Below are 20,347 nucleotides of genomic sequence, written 5' to 3'. Positions count from 1 at the left end.
AATAATTATAGTTCTCGAGCGATCTCTATCTTTTTATGTACCTTTGGCTCTTGAACAGCTTGCGCTTGGTCTGGTAGGTTCTTATTTATGGACAGATACTTTATCCTTTCAATTAAGCCCTTATTGGCGAGTTCTGGTTGATTTATAGCCTTTAAAAAATCAGGTTTATGGATTTTATCGACGTTTAAGTTAATCTCTTTATTTACAGAATCTAGGTTTATTTTTTTATTAAAGTCAGCACAGAGTTTTTTAAATTCATCGACGGATATTAACAGTTTAAGCTCATTTTCGACCCCCTTTACCCCCTGGTCAAGAAGTACATCATTGAGATCACGATTTTTAATTTTAGATAGCGATATCAAGACGTTAAATCCTTTATCTACCAATCTAGTTGCCGCATCAATCAATACATTTGATTCCTTTCCCTTAAGGTGTTTAAAGGAATTATCACCATCATTATCAAAGCACATGATGACTTCTTTGCTTAAATAGTCCGTATTAATAGTATAAAAATTTTGCTTACCAAGTGTGCTATAAACGCGGGCTTTTGGGTTGGTTTCAAGAATACTTAAGCCTGTTTCTATCCCTTCTGTTAAGTAAGTAACCTCCCCTTCTCCTTTATGATTGAGGTTCACTGCAAAACCGTTCATCGTGCCATACGTTTGTTTGGTAATATCAAGCATCTTATCTTTATTCGCTGTTTGTTGATTGATTCTTGTAACCTGGACGTGGTTTATATTGCCTTCTTTATCTTTTGCAAAGGCTAAGAGTGCGGGTGAATAGCAGCCTTGACCATCTTTCTTTGATGGAACTGAAGGACAGTAGCGTAGGTCTGAGTTTTCGAAGTGATGAATGCCTCGATGCACGATGAGGTATTTTTCAATGATGCTCCCTTTTATTGGCTTTGATTTAGCATATAGCTCAGAGGCCCTATCACGCATTCCTATTTTTTTATCAGGCTTATTCTTAAGGCTGTCCTTCGAGACATCTTGGTGCTTGACGTATTTCTGAATTGGAATGTGATGAGTAAATTTAACAGCAAAATCCAATGTTTCTTTAAAATTTTTAAGTTGCAATTCATTTTGAATCAGTTGAAAAAAATTGCCTGATTCACCTGTTTCAAAATTATACCAAAGCCCTTTATCTAGGTTAATTTTTAGACTTCCTTTAGACCCATATCGTAATTCTCGATTGTTAGATAGGTGAGTATTAGGCTCACCTAAGAGAGATATAGCGAGCCTATTACCTTGCTGATTTAAGCAACTTAGAATGTGATCTGCATCGATATGAACGTTGTTTCCTTGAGCTACCACACGTATTTCTTTCTTCGTTTCTTTTGAAAACATACGCTCATTAGTTATCGTTTCCCGACGTGATAAGAGCCCTTTTCCTACCTTCAAGGTTTGTTTTTTATCTTCTAAGTAACAGTCGGCTTCAATGATGGCAGAAGTTTTATCGACATGACGTTGCTTGATTTTATTTTCAAGCCTGTCTACAAGATTCTTAGCATTATCAGTATAAATAGATACCTGATCTGAAGCGCGAGTAATATCAATTTCATGAGAACGGTGTGTCGTGACCACTACCCTATTTTCAAGCTCTAGCGCAATTGCTAATTTAGTTGTTGCCCCTTGACTCGAATAAGCTGTATTAGTATAAGCATAATCCCAATGTTGATCGCATGGGTTTTTGGTATCAAGTTTTAATTGTTCTTCCCCATTTTTGAGCCAAACTATATTGTCTTTAATAGAGGCAACGGTATATTGCCGATTAGAAACATGGCCTTTCTCTTCATTGCTAAGTTTCAACCGAATCTTGTCACCACAGGCTAGCTCAAATTGGGCATGGCTGTATAAAGCGGCTTTTGCGTGTATTAACGTATTTGGTTTAATATTAAGGGTTATGCCATCTATTGTCTTACATATCAATTCATTATTATTTTTATTGACTTCTGATACAGTAAGATACTCATTTCTTTGGACAGCGTGGTATGTTTTACCGAAACGCAAAATATCACCAGGACGAAAATTTTCGATATACAACATATCGGCTTTATCCATACTCTTAGAAAAAAGACGATTTATTTTTTGGCCATCTTGGCTTATTTGATTTTGTCTTTTTAAACCATGCCTAATAAGTGTATCAATAGTGTCTCTGTCTTTATGAGCATGAACAATAACGATTGTTTGTTCTTGGCAATTTGTTGTTCGACTTAAGTAGTCATTAGCGATGGCTTTATAGATAGGTTTATAGTCCTTTTGGCCCTCTTCATTAAGCGCACAGGGAATCTCTATTATAGAAGACTTAAGCTTATGCACGAATGGTTTGTCTCGAGTAATATATTTTTCAGGATCTATCTTACCTAACACTTCGAAAGCCCTTCTAATTTCACGGCGAGATGCAAATTCTGCTGCTCTTTTAAGCTCTGGATTAGGATTTTGGCGCATGATCTCATCCATGAAAACAACTTTTTGAGACTGTGTTTTTATAGTTAGCTCATGCGGTATGCCGCTTGCCAAAGATTGTAGCTGTGTAATATCTCCAGTAAAAATACCACGAGCATTGCCACTAATTATTCTCTTTTGTAGTTCATGATACTTAACATTATCTATCATAGAAGCTTCATCAATAATAAGGAGTGATTTATCATTAATGGATGTTTCATTTGTTAAAAAATGATCGATAGTTAAGGCTTGAATACCTTGTTTAATCAACTCAGATTTTGCCTGGTGTGTAGGTGCAAGTCCTAATACTTGAAATCCATTCGTTACCGCAATGTCCTGTATTTGCTGCATCATTGTGGTTTTACCCACGCCTGCAAGACCTTGAACAGAAACAAATCTGTCTGTAGTTGAAATAGCTTGTAGTATGGCTTGGCGCTGTCCTTGGGTTAATTTATGAGGGAGAGTAACTTGATTTAAATTGCGCATGATAGGTGCTACTTTTCCTTGTTCAGAAAAGTTAGCACGTATAATGTCTTCTTCCAGAATTAAGGCATCTTTTGTTGTCCAACAGGTATCTAAATGAACTAAATCTAAGATTTTGATCCGCTCTTTAAGAATAGGCGAAATATCATTAAAATCAGCCTTACCTAACGCGTGTTTTAACGCATGCAGCATCAATTCACTATGCTTAAATGCGGCTTGTCTCTCAGCACATTTAGCTATAGCGTAAGATACAGCCATTTTAGCTACTTCTTTTCTATCTAACGAATCTCTGATTTCAATATTTTTGAGTAAGAGCTTGATATCTTTTTCTATGATTTTATCTGCGTAAGATGCATTACGATAAATAGTATCAGGCGTTTTTTTAAGAATATCTGCTGCTGTCCATTTAATTTGTTCGCTATCGAGAAAATTTTGAGCTTTATTGAGATTAGTAGTAAACAGTAAGATATTCTTAGCATATTCGGAAAGTTCACCACTTAAATTCTTATTTAACTGATGTGGTTTTGCACTAATAAGGATATTTTCTTCTTTGCCTTTAAGCCCATTTAATTTCTTGCAATAGCCATAGGAAAAATAGTTACTGGAAAAAGATTCCCTATCGATAACGAGAATATTGCTTTCATGTTTAAGATGTATACTTTTTACATTCATATCAAGTATTTGAAAGCGCCCTCCCTTTTCAATACGATTATTTTTAAAAATAATTAAACGATCATTAGTAATAACATCTCCTATTGCCAAATTTAGGCCTTTTTTACGAGAGACAATGAACTCATCTGCTCCTCTAAGATTAAATTTGCTTTCTATGTTTGAATCGCTTTCCAAAATGAGTTTGCTATCTTCAATACTTTTGACCGTATAGTGTGTCTGATTTTTTGTAAATGCCTTAAATGTAATCCTATCGCCTACTGCAAAGAATTTACTGTGCTGTTTTTGTGCCTGAGTTAAATTTATGGCCGACAACACATCAATAATTTCTTGCTTATTTCCGATTATTCCTCGATGGATGAGTTCCTCTCGAACATGTGTGTTTAACTCAGATAATTGTCTATTCGTTAAAGCAACGATAGTTGAATTAATCTGCGTTTTTCTGTCATAACCCATCCAGGTCTTTATCAAATCATTTTCAGGATTTTTACTCAAATGGAGGTTAACAGATATATTTTTTCGAGCACTTAAGCATAAGGTATGATTGATGCCATTTTCTTTCAACGTCTTGATAGGGTTGCCAGGACTATAGCCTAAGGTTGATTCAATGTTATTTAATAAAATTAATCGCCCTCGACTTCTGCTGCTGATGTTATTTAATGAATTTAGATCATCTATTGAAATTTTTTGTGCGTCATGAACAATAATAAGACTTTCTTTCTCATCTGTATTAAGCGTTTTACCATAATGATATTTAAATCCTCCAACCGTATGAACAATATCATCTTTGAATAGGTTCATAAGCCATGAAAATAAGCTATTATTTGTTCTTTTTATTTCATTGCTTAGTATCTCAACTTGATTGCGACCTTGATGAAGAACATAAACATTAACTTTATTTCTATCCGCAATATCTACAAAATCTTGAATTAACGTTTTCTGATTAGCTAACCCATTAACATCAACCACCTGGATTCTTTGCTTTTGAGATAATATAGCTGCTGCACTACCTGTACCTGAAGTTTCAAGAGCGATTGTATCTTTAGGATTAGCAAGCAAAACCCTAGTAAACTCCTTTTCCTTTTCAAGGAGCTCCTTGGTAGTATAATATTCGAATTCCTTCCCAGATAGCTTACCTGATTGAAGGAGGTTATCTATTTCCTGTTCAATTTCATTATGATCAATTTTACCTGCTGCAAAACTAAAGGCTAGCCTGACTAAAGTTGCATGTTTTATCTGCATGTTATATTCAGATAAATGAGCTATTGCATCTTGTATCGCCTCTTTGACATCTCGACTAATAAATTCTTTAATTTGTGGTAATGTATTGCCATAAATAGCTCGATTTTCTTTATTCTTTGATGTGGTTATTAGCGCGTCAAGATTAACATCATACGTTTTAATTTCTTCAAGCCATTTAGCTAACAGGCTTATGCTGTCAATATCAGCTTTTTTCTTCCTAGTCACACCATTGGAAATCTCAGCTGCTTTTGCACTAAAATAGCCCTTTTCTTTCATATCATGAATGATTTCCTCCCTACGTTTTGATAAATCTTTGATTAATTCTTCTGGTATGCCTTCTATTTCAAAATTGCCATAAATGTCTTTAATCCTTATATCGTAACCAAGCTCCCTTATTTCTTTCGCCAAAGTAGACATATACACCAAACCAAAATAATGCTGGTTTTGATAAATAATTTCTCGAAAGCCATGATCTAGATTTTCTCTATCTTCTTTAGTTCTTGATGAAAGCGCTCGCCATTGCTCGTCAAGGCGTTTGGTTATGTTCATAATAATGATGTGAGTATGTAAATCAGGATCGAGATCTCTCGATGAAGTATGGAGAAAGGTGGCTGCAGTCAGATTATTCGTCTTTTCAAAAGCCGTTTCCTTGTTAAATGTAATTCTTGCTTCAGCAGCCATCGCTTCAATTCTTAAAAAAGTAGTTTGAACCGCTGTTTGATGGGCTCGAATTATACGCTCATCCTGACCAACAAGAGCGAGGATAGAGACTGATTTTGGGGCAGATAGCGTTATATCGGTACCTGCCCGATGCTCCCTAACACCATTCTTAACAATCCCTAAAGCTTTACCATTAGGAAGCTCACCATTTAATAAACTTAAAAAACGGCTTGGTTCAACAACTCCCCTTAAACCGAGCTCCGTAGCACCATTTCCCATCCACAAAGAAGAATCTTTTAGCGTGTCTTTGTCAGTAAGGTAATAATTATCCTTTTCACTATAATAATGTTGTGCATCTTTAGCTTTCTTAAGAGGCTTAATGGTCAGCATATACTTACTCCCTATCCTTAGTTGTATATTTCTTTAATCACGATAGGAGATTCACTAGATTCAATATTCTCTGTTTCATTTTCTGCCGAAGACTGAAGACCTGGTTCTCTTTCTGCAAGGCTTAATGCTTCTTTTTCGAAAAGATTGATTTTTCTTACACTTTCATCAATATTGCGATCACTTTGAATTTGTATTATCGCCTGATTAATACTATCTAATGCATCAAAGTTAATTTGTCGCTCAATAAGTGGCTTACAAATAGTTTCACGCTCAACATAATTATTTTTAACAAATGTAATAGGATGATTACCTACTAAACGTACATAACATTCGAGGTTTTCAAGTGTCATAATTTGACTAGGTTCAATAGTTTTTCTAGTGGTTCTTTGTGTGCCTACTGTATTACCATCTCGCACTGAATCAGGGCCGTATGAGCGGCTTTCCTTAATTTCTGTAATAACCTGCTCACCTAAATCATCCGATACCCACTTAGCAACTTTGGCTTTTGGACTTCTAAAATAAATGGATGTATTTAATAAGTCAGCAATAGCACTCGCTTCATGGGTACCATAAAGAAAATCAAGCTGAGCAATAGACTGAATACCAATAGCAACACAGCCTCCAAATTTTCTAATATCAGCCATGGTATCCGATAACATTTCAAGTCTATGAAGACTCGCCAGCTCATCCATAATAAGCCATATTCTTCGATTATGATTCGCTTCTAGCGACTGCACAGCCTGCATAGCAAGACCAAGCCAAAGGGACACAATTGGCTTTATCTCTTTATGGTATTGTGACCTCGATGTTATAAATAGCCAACCGTTGTTATAGTCTTCTCGACAGGTATCAGCCACCCAATTTTTAATTGAAAATTTTTTCTTATCTTTAGTATTTAACCCTTCTAAAAATCGCAATGCTTTTGTATAAGTAGCCATAACAGATTTAATCGATATGGCTGTTTTTTCGATTTCTTTGCTAACTAAGTTTTCAGACTCTGTTCCTTTCAAAATGCCGCGCATTTCATCTAAGGTCGTTGTCAACAATAACTGTAAAAGCACAATGGCGCTTTTGTCAGGCCAATCTTTGATTCTCCAAGCCATGGAGGTCAATATAGTTCGTGCAGCATCCACCCAAAAGGGATCGCTTCCCTGTACAGATTTTGGAATAAGGTAGGTTGCGAGCGTTCCAAGCTCTAAAGGATTGGCACATTCTTCCCACATATCCCAATTAGCACAAAGCACAGAGACTGGATTTAATTCAATATCTTTCTCTGAATTAAAAAAATACGGCTTAATCGTGCATTCCTTATCATAAATAATAGCCGGATCACCGCTTGCTCTGATTTCCTCTAGAAGATGCATTAAGGCTTGAGTTTTTCCTGAGCCCGTTGAGCCGTGAAATAGTATTCCCTGTTTTTCAGAGTGTTTGGGCATGGGTAGCAAGTTTAAAAGTTTGATATCAGAGAGTTCTTTACCTGATTTCTTAAGTGATTTAATCGTCTCTTTGGTATTCTTAGCAAGCCTTGTTCCTGATAGGTATTTATCCTGACTTAGTTTTTCTCCTTGTTTTTTAAATAAGTAATAAAATGCCCAAACAATGAATAGATAAACTATACCGGAATAATAAAGCACCTTAATTAAGTGACTCCAAAGAACTTGTTTTGCTACTATGATCGCAGATGCGATTGGCTTAGAATTTACGACCTGATATGCAGTTAACATAGCATTATCTGAATGCCAGACAACAATATTGCCCTTACCCATATGAGTCAAAATATTACTAATCAACTTTATAGCGATAAGATAAATTTCATTCATCGAACTTAGGTATAGAAGAGCAATAACAAGTAGAAAATACCCTAAAATTGCCCAAGCCAGAATTCTGTTTAAGACTTGAAACATCATGCGCATGCTAAAGTCAAAAACCTGGCCGCCTCTAATAAAATGTAGACCGGATGTTTTCATAAGATATGCTTCTTACTCTGCTTGATTATCTTGCTTTTTTTCAAGAAATTTAGATATTAGGCTTAAAATAACAGGTAAACCCACACGTGCTGCGCCAAACATCACCACTAATCCCATGCATAAAGAAGCAGAAACGAAAGCAGAAACGGAAGCGCCCATAATCGTGCCTGCAATATCACCTTCAGTTTGAAGACAGAATGCATAAAAAAGTATAAATAGAGCTAAGAATACGAGTTCCAATTTATTAATGACCTCTTGGATATAATTAAGCGATTTAAGTTTATCTTTAGCGAGTAGTCTAAAGATGTGGTACTGGCTTAAAAATACGAGCAAAGCAAGGGAAAAGAAGAAATTGGGTAGAATAATATCACGTGCCAAGTGATGTACGCCTCGGATATAAAAAGAGCTTGTATAGGCAAGACCATAAACAACAACTACATTTGCAAGGCACAATATGATAAAATATCGAAACCATTCTTTAAGGAGTGGGAAATAAAAACTACTGGGCGAGACGCTATCCAATTGAAGATTTGGAAGGTTTTCAATGTCTTCCCTTAAGGATGCCTGAAAAGCTTTAGTATTAGTCATTGTATTACTCCTTAAATTAAGTTAACCCTGATGTTCACTTTGTTTTTTCTGGGTTGCATGAATACTTGAAAGGCTATCCTTTTGGTGATTAATTGCATCTTTTGTAACGCTCTCTTGCTGTCTAAACGCATCAGTGACTGAGCTTGATTGATAACCATGCATAAGCGTGTCAATTTCGGATTGTGTTTGCTGGTTTAACTTAGTCAAACCAATTCCATTACCATCAATTTTCTGGGCAACGTTTGATAAATTTTTCTGATGCGAATTCTCAATATTTGAAGTAGTACTGCTTTTTATATTGTTTGAATTTTGTTGATATTGTCTATAAATAGCCGACTTGGCTGTACTAAGCTGACTTTGAACGCTCTCGCTTATCATGCTTTTTCCTACTTCTGAATTTATAAACTCTTTAGCATACGCTTGCTGTTTTTGGATGCTTGCGCTATCTGATCTAAGCATGGTATCAACCCCAGTGGCGCCATGGCGATGAGCTACATAATCATGTAAAGCTTGATTAAAGTTTGCATCAATACTTAAAGCGTCCTCCCTAGCATGGGCACCTGCAGATTGATAGTTAAGCCCTGATGAAAATTCAGCACTAGCCTGAGACATTAAAGATGCACCTTTTGAAATATTAGCAGCAATCTGTTCAGAGCCTGAAAGGCTAGTGGAATCAGATACATCAAGATGTTGATTGTGTGCTGTTGTTTGCATGTGATTAAATGCACTCGAAAAAGCACTCCCCTCGCTTGAATTAAAAAAGTCTTGCAGGTTATCGCTGTATTGGTTTCCATGTCGCAAACTACCACTTGCTTCAACAGAAACTCCGGAGGCAAGTTTGCCAATCATTCCCAAAGCAGACCCTCCCGTATCAATTTTTCCAGTAAGTGCCTGATCAAGAGAGATATGTTTTGATACATCGTGATGACTATTATATTGCTGAACGGAGTCCTTCATCTGCCTAATATCTTCATGATAAGAGCTGCTTTCAGTTTTACTAAGACCTGCACCATTTCTAGTATCAATAGACGTTGCATCATTAAATTGAGAAAGTCCCGAAAAAGCTTGATGTAAATGCTTATCAGCAGCAACTCGATGCTGCTCTGCGTTATGGAAAGATTGCTGTGCGCTTTGATTTAAGCTATCGATTACCCGTTCTGAACCATGTATACCAACAACAGCACTACTAATCGCTGGTTGAACATTGCCTACGGATGTTCCATTTGGCAACATTGAAATCAATGCACCATTGTCATGTTGGGCCGTAATTTTGCCTTCTGCAAACGAGCGATTAGTATCAAATTTGTGAGCGTTAGTATTGTCATAATTCATATTCCAACCACTATAAGACGCCATTGACACATTGCCTTGAGCAATAGACTGGGCTTCTGAGGTTGAAAGAGATTGGGCAATGCCGCCAAAATGTTGTGCAGCCTGACTTAACACGGAAGCGAGACCCTTAGTTATATAGTAAGCAAGGAAAGGAACACTTGCGGCTAACGCTCCTGCAGTATAAGCAAAATAACTTTGTAGATTTGCTAATGAATCGATATTAGAGAAACTCACTCCCCCTGTCTGTTGGTTGAAAATATTGGTTGTAGTTGCTGAAGCCATTGAGACAAAAAAGTGGATAATGATAAATAAAGGAGGCCAAGTCCAGAGGTAGGCTTGTGATTGCAAATATACTTTATATACATTTTGGGTAGTAGGGAAAAGTGAGATTAAAAAAACTAAGGGAAATATGCAAACGGTTAGCATCCAAAATACAGTCATATAATACGGTAGCCGATAACTTGCAAGCCAAAAGCTATTTGCCTCAGCTATGTGCATCTTTTGCATACTTGCTGTATTGGTATAGTTCATTAAATCTGCATCAGCACCATTAAAAGCGAATGCATCACGAGCAGCATTTCGCGTGGCGTTAATAAGCATATTTTGAGTGAGTATTTGCGCGGAAGTTTTAGACACCCCCATATAATATTTATGAGCGGCCTCTAAGGCTTCTTCATATTTACTCTTATCACCATTGCTCATTAAACGGCTTAAAGCTGACAGCTCTTGATCCACAGCCGTATTGATTCTTGCCCTTAAATTAGTTGCCGCATCTGTACAACTTCTATTTTGACCATCTCTAAAAATAACTCTAAATATTGGAGAATGCTTGGAACTGCCATCACCAAGATATAATTCCTGCAAATTTTTATTTTGGATTAATTCAGTGGCGCTAATTTGTCTGCTGCCTAATAATTTGGCAGAAAAAATACATTGCCTAATAAAAGCAGATACATCATGTGAAAGTTCAGGTGAACCATTAAAACTTGCACTAGTGGAGCTTAACCAGGTGCGTGAACCGAAAATCATGCCTGATTTAATATAATCAGAATCAGCGGGCGTTCTAAATACATCACTAAATACCACAGTAATAGCATACCCAAAACGGCTGATAATTGAGGCTGGAAGCGCAATACCGATTGGAACATTATCTACTGTTAGCGCATCCATCGGGCGTTGCATATCTTGTATATTGACAGGAACCGTAATACCAATAAGGCAATATAGCGCAAAGAAAGTGGTTAAAATGTAGCGAAATAGCGCTTGGACTTTATTACCCTTCACAAATATAAATGCTGCCATACAAAAAGCCAGTATTAATACAGAATCTATAGCGTCGCTAAAGGTTTCTGTTTTCATAACGCTCGCTACAGCATCCAATGTTTCCTTAAAATAGGCACCATTTTGCGGTGTATAAATAGCCAACATGGCCTCACCGAAACTCATACTCTTACTCCTTCTTTGTATGCTGATTGCAACAGAGGGCTTAAAGCGCTAAAGGCTTGTTTTACATTTTCATGAATAAGTGTGTTTGTTTGCATACTTTGATTAAAACGCGCTCGTGACTCTTTAGAAAAATCTTCTACATAACGCTGGGCTTCCTGCAAATTCGATAACAGTCTTTCTTGGTTATTTGCGCCTATATCATGCCCTGATAAGGATGAGCGAATAATAGATAAGGAGTTAGAAAGATATTGAGACAGAATATCGGTAGCTATGTTTTGTGCTAACGCATAACTTCCTTGAATACTTATACCTTCTTGGGCATTAGCAGCAATTAAGCGAAATACTGAATCATGCGTCATATTAATTAAGCCTTCCTGCTCTGCGCTTAAAGCAGTCCCTGCTCGGATATTGTCATGTATACCTTGAATCAGCTCTTGTACTTTAAAAACAATACTGTCTTTAACCTCAATAATCTGATTGGTATTTTCTGAATAACTTACATCAATACAGGCAGAATCTTTTTGAATATCATTGCATTTATAGCTAGGCAACTTACCACCATAAAGCATGGCTTTGATAAAATCTCGATTATGGATTAAAGAGGGATAAGTCGTTAAAGCACCCTGCTTATCAAAAACCACAGTGCCTGATATTGACATGTAGGCTTCAGCAAGTTTTTTATTTTGTCTTAAGAATTGATTTAACTGTAATGCATCCCAAACGACGTTTTTATTATAAGGGACCCTATCTTTATAAGTTGGATCGTTTTTCGCCTTTGATAATTGTGATTCAACCTCCCCGCCTGTTGAACATCCGTGCCTTGCGCGAGCCCAATCAGCAAAATAACCGGACTTCATACCAATATCTTCACAAATTCGCTGCCCCTCGGCACGATTTTTTGGCCAAAGCGCGCCCCCTAGCGTTTCACCAATATCACATGAATTTAAGTTTGAGCTATTGATATCATTAGCAAGCTTCTGAACAAACTGCATAGAATGAGCAACTTCGGGTAATTCTGTTTCAAGTGCTAGGTTTAGTGCATAGCCTGCACCACTTGAAAGGATGGATTGCATAAATTGCGTTATCTGATCTGTGCTGATAAAGGAAAACCCACCAGCAATAATATCGATACTGCCGCAACCTGTACGAAATCCAGGTACATCAACGTGAGCGATCTGAATATTACGTACTTGGTTTCGAACATACATGCTGCCTGATGAAATATAACCTGCAGCCTGAGTTTGGTAAGCGTGAGCACCTGTAACATTACTGGCAAAACCAAGGTTGTTAAAAAAATGATTCAATTCAGAACTTGGACTTGCTATTGTTATTTGACTTACAGCTAGCATCCCTATAACAAGATTTCTTAATTTAGCCATGAAACTGCTCCTTGATATGCTCCAGCAATTCATACATGCGCTCTGAGAGTTGATAGGCTTGTGCTTCACCGAATAAAACAGGATAGGCTTCAAAGGTGTCATTGTTTAGCAGAAAAAGAGCAGGCACTATTGGCTTAAACCCAGATGATAAAAAAAATGTTCGAAATAATTCAGGTGTTAATGGCTCTGATTTGAAGGGCGCTAGATTGCCTCCATCCACACTGTATGCCTGCACTGGTATCTTATAGTGATTTGCAAAGTCATCTAATATGGGAGCAAATTTATGGCAATGAGGACAATCAGCGCGATGGATAAAAATAAATTGATAATGCTTTTGTAAATCTTTTATTTCTGCTGAATAAGTATTGCTTTGACTTTTTTTCTTCAATATTAAATTAATTGAATCGAGCGCAGGATTTGCAAAAGATGCACTACAAAAAACCATCATTAAAAGTAATATAAATTTTTTCATTTCTATACTCCCAAACCTGCATAACTGAATCGTTTAAAATCGGTCGCCACATCCAAAAATCGTGTCTTTAAATCAGATAGAGCAATGAAGCCATAAGATAGTGGTGATAATTGCTGGGTTTTTAAATTAACGAGAAATAAAGCCGGTAAGTATTGCTGCTTTACAGGTAGCTTACTTGCTAAAAAGGCAAGAGGAATAATTTTAGAGCCTGTTATTTCTGGAATCATAACTCCGTCAACTGATACAGGAATCATGGCGAAATTATGTTCTTTGACAAACAGCAATAAAACACTAGAGAATCGTTGTGCGAGCGTACTGCTGCCTTGATAGACAAAAATAAGACCAAATCGTTTCGCACTTTCACTAATTATCGCCTCTGTCAGGATTTTCTGCTCATCATTTTTAGTCGCAATAGCATTGTTATCTGTTGGGACATTCAAACGATGATCCAATTGTGGATTCATCAATAATGCTCGCTCCCAATTTTGAACAAACTTTTGATGGCGTTCGGCCATTTCTTGTTGCGCTGAAATATAGGCTGTGGTTTTTTCAACAGAAGGCCTGAGTAAAGATTCTGCAAGTAAATTCATTGTTTGTTTACGCTTTGCTAGCAGTTCTTCATAAGGCTCTAATGACTCTTTTGCAGGTGGTTTTTGAAGTTTTATAATCCTTTCTGGTTCTTGAGCCTCAGTACTGTACCAATGAAAGCCATGCGCCTTATGCTCTGTCATATCTGCACATACAATTAGGGGTATCAATAAAAGGAAGGTAAAAATTAGTTTCATACGTTTTGCTCCATGCGTTTTTTAATTCTTTCAGATGTTTGAGACAACAGTGAGTCTGAGTTAGGAGCGTTTAAAGATATATCATCGGCAATACCAGCTTTTTTGTCAGGGCTACCTGTAAGATAAGGATAGACAGGCTCTATAAAATCGATACGGCCCATATCAATAAGCTTAAGTTCTTCAACAGTTAAACCGTCGCATAATGGGTATTTAGCTGAACCTAGGGCATTCGCATTTAACTGTTTTAAACGGCCTTCTTCATGAATAATTCTTGATAACTTGGAATCAAAAACACAGTATGTATTTTTCCATTTTTTGCATCCTTTGATGGGCTTAGGCCAATGTTTGGCACAAAACTTACCTAAGAAATGGACGCGATAAGCAAGTTTTGCTTCGCCTAATGCTTTATCTTCATGAGGACAATGAGCGAGATTTAGTTTCTCTCCCCAGCCTTTATCGGAACAGCAATCTAAAAAATTCCAATCATAAATTTTGCAACTTACAGCCTTTCCTTGAAAAATTTTAATTGGTTTTTGACGAGGTTTGGGAGATGGCCTATTCTTACCAGGCGATTTCTCTCTTACCTCTACATACTCTCTACCACTGGCTGATACTGCAGCTAGTGCTGATACATTTTTTCCCATATTCGCATTACTGCTTTCTTGTGTATTGACGCACCCACCGTCTGCACAAAAAATGTTTTTGGCACAAACAACTTGCATATCACAATGCGTTTTTGGACATAAATAGGTTTGCCTAAAAGACACACAGTGGTTTTCACTTTGTTTAATACACTGAGATAAGATTTGTTGACATCCTCTTTCTTTCTGAGCTTCACAACCTATAAAACGCTTATCTTCATTATTATTATTTGTATAGATACATTGTTCTTCCTCATTAATTTGACGACAATTTTTAGGCTTTCCTTCGCAATGAATTTCATTATTAGATTGACCATTTACAATGGCGTGGCTCTGCTCTTCAATAAGCAAGGCCTTTTTAATAGCTTCAGAATTTTTATTAATTTCAACTAAAGGCTTATCAGCAAAATGCTTATAAACTGTTGAGCCTGCCCTATCTTTACTTAATTCTTGTTGTGCAATAGTTGGTAAATGATCGTGTTGTGCTTGAACTTCCTGAAAATATTTCTTTTGCTCTGGATTTTCCGTGTAATCTTTTAAAGTATTACTAGGTTCAAAACCTCTTGCAGCATTAAAAGCTTGAGCACGCAATGCCTGTACGCGGTTTTTATAGTCCATGTAATCTGTATCTGTTTGACCTGCGAATACTAAAGGCACAAAAAGTAGCAGTATGACTATTTCTTTAAACATGATGTTTCTCCAAAATCATACGTGCCACTTCAGGTACTTGCTCACCTTTATCTGCTATCACTTTCAAAGATTTTCTGATGTAAGCATTACCCAAAACCATGTCAAAAGGTTGGTTGGGGCAGGCCTTTTGATACAAGCACCAAGAAGGCCTTCGCGTGACAACTAAAGCAGGAACTGTGTTAATTTCAAATTGCTCAAACCAAACAGGATCAATTGAAAATCCTGAAAAACTGCGTCCTGTTTCTTTTGCTTTTTCATGTAGCGCCATGATTTTTTCTAGTGTCTTTTTAAAATCGCTGTCAATAAGTCCTTTAATGACGACAGGAATGCCATAGCTTCTTGCTTCGTCTGCTAAGGCTAAAATAGTTTCCTCAGGCATTGAAAAAGAGATAAATAATATTGCCCCCTCTGCAGGTTTTCCGCCTTGCCTGCTAGCTGAATTTTTTGAATTACGAACACTCATGACCAATGGCTTATATTCTTCCAATTGTGCAAACGAATCCGTTTTAATGTCGTTAATCTGGTTAGATGGAACTGCTTGTTTTAGCTGCTCGCTTTCATTAGCGACCCGATTGATATAATCATTAACATTAGCTTCAAGGTTAAAGCTCCATGCCATTAAAATTGCACTTATTCCCAATAAAAATTTCATAATTAATCCTCACAAAAAGCAGCAATTTCGCTTGCGCCAAATTAAGAATCCATAATTATCACCATCTCCAGGCCGAATATGGCCTATCTCCCAACTGGTAGTCGTATGTCCAAATGGATGACAATCTGAAGCTTCTGCAATGGTATTGGTCATTTGGTAGCGATATCTGGATTTAGACATAATGGTGGATGCATAAGTTTGGCAAAGCGCTGGAGAATTCTTTCCAACTGAATCCCAAATAGCACCTAAGCGATGTAGTTTATAATCCGTTCGTTCGGCTAATAATAAGGCAGCAGAGATTGGACTTGTCTGATTAGCCACAAAGCCTGTTAAGGGATAAGTTGAGCCTTGCGCACCTTGACACCAAAACAAAGAATCAATGGCTTTGCCAAAAAGTGTTTTGCTCGCATCTGCAGCACAACTCATACGTGCAGTCATTGAGGAAAAGAGGGTGGCCTCAGGATTTAGTACGAAAGAAAGCTCTGAGTCATTCCACGTAGGATCAAGCTCGCTTGGAAAGACTAAATCAAAACCATCATTCTGCACACAACCTAATGAGGCAATAATATTAAGCCAGTATATGACAGGATACTTATACCAATGGACATAATAAAAAGCACCATACCCATCTTCGGAAGGCATTTGTGAGCCTCCAAGACCTTTATGGCCAAAATCAAATTGAACACCTAAATTGACCATGCAAAAAGGCTTTCTGGTTACATCAACTAAGGCAAACGGCTCCCAATAACCAATAGCTAAACCAATTCTAGGTATATTATTATTGACACAAGTACAGATATAATTTTTGGGATTTTCAGTATCAGGATAACTGCCTTTGACTGCATTAGAACTTCCTATTGTTAAGGGAAAAATACAATCCCAACAAACATCAGTTATGGGGTTAACAAAATGGCCTTTACATACAGAAGCACAACTATTAAAGGCAACCAAGGACATAATAATGAAGATTAATCTTTTCATAAGATAGCGCCCTCTGTGATTTTCCAAACAAAACCATCCTGAACAACTACCGAGGGGACATGCTTAATATGTAGCTTTCTTGATAAGGTTTGATTTAAATCAAAATAAACTCTGCCAAATAAAGATTGCGCCTCTTTTATACTACCTCCTGTTAAAATAAATTTAACGTGAGAATATTGCCCATATTGAGCTTTTACCCAATTAATCTGTCTTTTGTCATCGGCGTTAAAAAATATTAATGTTTTTGTAAAATTAATCCGTTTAAAAGGATTAATCCTCTCACCTGCTTTGGCAATGGGTTTGCCATCTACACTGTAAATATCTTCATTAATAGTAATAGAAGGATCGACGTAAAATACTTCAGGCGTTGTAGTCGTTGTAAGATTAGAAGGCTTTGGCCTTTCTATTTGCTTTTCAACACGCTCAATAACGTCTTTCTTTAGCTTTTTAAGTTCGCCTGAGTTTTCCAATGCAGATAATTTATTAAGAATAACTTCACGGATATCTTTTTCGATAACGGGAAATAATCCACCAAAACGTGCTACCGTATTAGCGTATACACTCTGAATTCCTAGTAAAAGCAACAGGATTATTGTCATTAGACTACTGTTCTTTCTAGTCATGATATTTCACTTTGTTGAGCCCTAGGCTTATGATTTCATCCGTAATATCTAAGCCACCATAGTTGCTTAAGACATTTGCACTGATAATGGTCAATTTATGGCTTTTACCGTAATCTCTTATTACTTCTGAAAGGTTAGACGCATAGACTTTTAAGATTTCTTGTTGCTTTTGATGAGTTGCCTTTGTTTTTGAAAGTAATGTGGCTGGTTGTGACATGACTCGCTGCATATCAATAAAGGCCACATTATTCCTATCTCCTCGCATAAGGAACACACATAAAATTAAGAAGGTAATTAAAACCATAACCAGAAAAAAACTAATTCTTATTGAATTAAACATGCTCTACTCCCAATTGCTCTTCTGCTACCCGTGACACGGCATCAACAAAGCGCATACCTTGGCTTACGTACCTTTCGACTGCTGTATAATCATCACCATCTGATGACAGCATCACGCGTGTAAAAGGGTCGACAAATAAACGATGAAAGGAAGATAAACCACCAGCTTTAATCAGAACTTGCGAATAGCCAGCATCTTTAGCCTTTGGGAACACTCTTAAAAGTTGGATTTCATATTCTGAGAATGTTTCATGCTGCTTGTTATGCTCTAAAAGTGAGGCTTGATCTTGTAAAAAGATCATTTTTATCGCTGAGTTATCCCAAGCAGCACGAGCTTCATCAAATTTATAATAATCAGCAATTCCTTGGGTAATTGTCACAAAGGAAGCCTTGTGTCTTCTTCCAGTTCTAAAACCTTTGGTAATAAATTGAGTTGCAATAACATCGCCTGTAAAGAATTTCCAGGCCTCGTCAATAATGCACATTTTTTGACGTGAACGATTGGAATCAAACATTCTACGCTGTATCTGAGAAATAACTGAAAGCAAAACTGGGCCTCGAATGGCCGCATTATCTTCAATAGATTTCAAATCAATAACAATAATTCGGGCATGAGGGTTAAGCTTTGAAGGACTGTTAAACACACGTCCATGTTCAGCACCCTTACAATAACGTTTTAAGTTTTTGGCAAGGATTCTGGCTGTTGGATAGGTATCAGGTTCGTTTTCGAATAATTGTTGTAATACAGCGCAAATATCATCAATGCAGGTTAGGCTTCCTTGTCTATCAAAAGATTCCATGACCGCTTCACGTAATGTACCTCTATCGTCATCACTAGCTTTACTTCGTGAACAGGCAAGTAGCTCAAATAAATCCACGATATCATCAATATCATCAAAGATATTTTTAACATGAGTAAATGGATTCATGGCGAGATTTTCATACTCTAGATAATTACCCCCAAGTGTATGGCACAGTTTTTTATAACTGCCACCAATATCAATGACAAAAACATCACCGCCATTAAACAAGACATTGAGCATCATCATCTGAATAGCAAAGCTTTTACCACCTCCTGAAGTTCCTGTGATGGCCATATTAAAATTAGTACCGAGGCTATCATCAAATGGATTTAATAAATTAAATTGGTCACGCATCGTAGGCATTAATATACCCTTTGAAAGCCCTTGCCAATCTGAAATAACCGGCATGTATTGTGTAGCATTCCAGGAGGATATAGGCCACATCATCCGTGGCAATGAAAAGTCCTTTGCCAAGTGATTAGTAAACATAAATGGCATAGATACCAAAAAATAAGGCATCGTCATGTGTTTAATCAAAGATAAAGTAATATGGTTGTAACTAAAAACCGTTCGAGCTGCTTCTATATCGCGAGACTTTTCGTGAGGTCTTGAAAATAAAATCACGTTATAGAGCATTTTTACTGCTTTGGTTTTATGTGACGCTAAATCTTCACGAAAGGCACGCCAAGTTTTAGCTTGCTCTTCAGTTCCTGCAACTTGGATGGCATATTCACTTTTGGCTTTTTTATCTAAATCACGTGTTTTTCTGTTTGCTCGTGTGAGTGCTGATGCCTGCTTATCAACCTTATAGATAACAGAAATAATATGATTACATGGTATGTTTTGCCCTTTCTCAAAAATAAAATTATTGTTATTTACATTATACCAAAGATGATAATTTGCAGGTAATTTATCGATAGTCAAAACAGAAACAGCTGTTTCAAAACTCTTACCCTTATTGTTAGCACCTGTGAGCAAGAGTCCTTCTTTTTGAATTTCACAATCAAAATCAAGACCCGTCATTTGATAATGAAGTGGCTCTTCTTCTTGATAATCAACACGCTGTGGGTATATTTCATCAGGATTATGAGCTAGGAAAAATCTTCCTAATCTTAAAAAGCTTTCTACATTCCCTCGGATATGACCAATTTTTGCAGAAGATAACGCTGCTTCAAATGCAACACGAAATCTAGATAATTTAGCCTTAATTTCTAATTCGGAATCCTTAACACAATCAATAACAACAAAACATTCGGTGTGTTTTAAACTCGGTTTTGAGAGGTCTTTGGTTTTAAAGCCATGCCTTGCAGCATTAAGATAAAAGGAGTGCAGTTTTTTGCCGATGTGTCTCAATTCAGAAAAGTCATCAGTATCAAATTGGTGCGCATAGTCATCGATAAGATAGCCTACCTGATTATGCTTAACTAAAAACATCTGTAGAGTAAATTCATCTGCCACCTTACTTCTTAAGATATCATCAAGCTGCTCTGCAATTGTTTCATTAGCACCTGTTAATGGAACAATTTGATAAATAATTCCGGCATTTTGTTTGTTAAAAAATATTCCAGTGTCCTTATCAAAATAACGGTAGGGTAACAAATCAGAAAATGACGGGTATGAACAATCATTTAAATCATAAGCTTGGGTTGATTTAATACGTTTCTGAATCAATGGCACATTGACGTCTTCAGCATCCCATACGCTCTTCCAAATTTGCGTCAAATAATTACAGCCCTGTTTAATAAAATTTCTATTTGACAT

13 protein-coding genes are annotated in these 20,347 nt (G+C 36.8%); all 13 read right to left on the bottom strand.

What is annotated here, in order from left to right:
- Positions 1 to 5: 5 nt before the first annotated feature.
- Genes traI through traC form a run of 13 tightly spaced genes read right to left on the bottom strand, consistent with a single transcriptional unit; the run spans position 6 to position 20,347 of the window.
- Entirely contained in the window at positions 6 to 5,888 is a 5,883-nt protein-coding gene (gene traI, locus DYH30_RS15550) for a conjugative transfer relaxase/helicase TraI (protein WP_115332680.1), read from the bottom strand.
- Positions 5,889 to 5,905: 17 nt separating this feature from the next.
- On the bottom strand, positions 5,906 to 7,855 hold the full coding sequence (traD, locus tag DYH30_RS15545; protein ID WP_115332679.1) for a type IV conjugative transfer system coupling protein TraD: 1,950 nt from the start codon (positions 7,853 to 7,855) through the stop codon (positions 5,906 to 5,908).
- Between the two features lie 12 nt (positions 7,856 to 7,867).
- Complete coding sequence (locus DYH30_RS15540) at positions 7,868 to 8,443, bottom strand: hypothetical protein (protein WP_115332678.1); 576 nt, start codon at positions 8,441 to 8,443, stop codon at positions 7,868 to 7,870.
- A gap of 21 nt (positions 8,444 to 8,464) precedes the next feature.
- Positions 8,465 to 11,221, bottom strand: a complete 2,757-nt coding sequence (locus DYH30_RS15535; protein WP_115332677.1) for a conjugal transfer protein TraG N-terminal domain-containing protein — start codon at positions 11,219 to 11,221, stop codon at positions 8,465 to 8,467.
- The gene (locus DYH30_RS15530; protein WP_115332676.1) at positions 11,218 to 12,600 is read right to left on the bottom strand and encodes a conjugal transfer protein TraH; all 1,383 of its coding nucleotides are present in this window, start codon (positions 12,598 to 12,600) and stop codon (positions 11,218 to 11,220) included. Before DYH30_RS15530 ends, DYH30_RS15535 begins: the two co-directional genes overlap by 4 nt.
- Complete coding sequence (gene traF, locus DYH30_RS15525) at positions 12,593 to 13,072, bottom strand: conjugal transfer protein TraF (protein WP_115332675.1); 480 nt, start codon at positions 13,070 to 13,072, stop codon at positions 12,593 to 12,595. The genes DYH30_RS15530 and traF (DYH30_RS15525) overlap by 8 nt, the downstream gene beginning before the upstream one ends.
- Positions 13,073 to 13,074: 2 nt before the next feature.
- A complete protein-coding gene (gene traF / locus DYH30_RS15520) occupies positions 13,075 to 13,857 on the bottom strand; it encodes a type-F conjugative transfer system pilin assembly protein TraF (protein WP_115332674.1) in 783 nt (260 codons plus the stop codon).
- Positions 13,854 to 15,188 (bottom strand): conjugal transfer protein TraN, encoded by a 1,335-nt coding sequence (gene traN, locus DYH30_RS15515; protein WP_115332673.1) that lies wholly within the window; start codon positions 15,186 to 15,188, stop codon positions 13,854 to 13,856. Before traN ends, traF (DYH30_RS15520) begins: the two co-directional genes overlap by 4 nt.
- The gene (trbC, locus tag DYH30_RS15510; protein WP_115332672.1) at positions 15,181 to 15,840 is read right to left on the bottom strand and encodes a type-F conjugative transfer system pilin assembly protein TrbC; all 660 of its coding nucleotides are present in this window, start codon (positions 15,838 to 15,840) and stop codon (positions 15,181 to 15,183) included. The genes traN and trbC overlap by 8 nt, the downstream gene beginning before the upstream one ends.
- 9 nt (positions 15,841 to 15,849) lie before the next feature.
- Positions 15,850 to 16,821, bottom strand: a complete 972-nt coding sequence (gene traU, locus DYH30_RS15505; protein ID WP_115332671.1) for a conjugal transfer pilus assembly protein TraU — start codon at positions 16,819 to 16,821, stop codon at positions 15,850 to 15,852.
- Complete coding sequence (gene traW / locus DYH30_RS15500; RefSeq protein WP_115332670.1) at positions 16,818 to 17,444, bottom strand: type-F conjugative transfer system protein TraW; 627 nt, start codon at positions 17,442 to 17,444, stop codon at positions 16,818 to 16,820. Before traW ends, traU begins: the two co-directional genes overlap by 4 nt.
- Positions 17,437 to 17,784: an OmpH family outer membrane protein gene (locus tag DYH30_RS15495; protein ID WP_115332669.1), complete on the bottom strand. Its 348-nt coding sequence runs from the start codon at positions 17,782 to 17,784 to the stop codon at positions 17,437 to 17,439. Before DYH30_RS15495 ends, traW begins: the two co-directional genes overlap by 8 nt.
- Positions 17,777 to 20,347 (bottom strand): type IV secretion system protein TraC, encoded by a 2,571-nt coding sequence (gene traC, locus DYH30_RS15490; RefSeq protein WP_115332668.1) that lies wholly within the window; start codon positions 20,345 to 20,347, stop codon positions 17,777 to 17,779. The genes DYH30_RS15495 and traC overlap by 8 nt, the downstream gene beginning before the upstream one ends.

This window comes from Legionella busanensis (assembly GCF_900461525.1).
Classification (GTDB): Bacteria; Pseudomonadota; Gammaproteobacteria; order Legionellales; family Legionellaceae; genus Legionella_C; species Legionella_C busanensis.
This window is presented reverse-complemented; position numbering and strand designations above follow the sequence as displayed.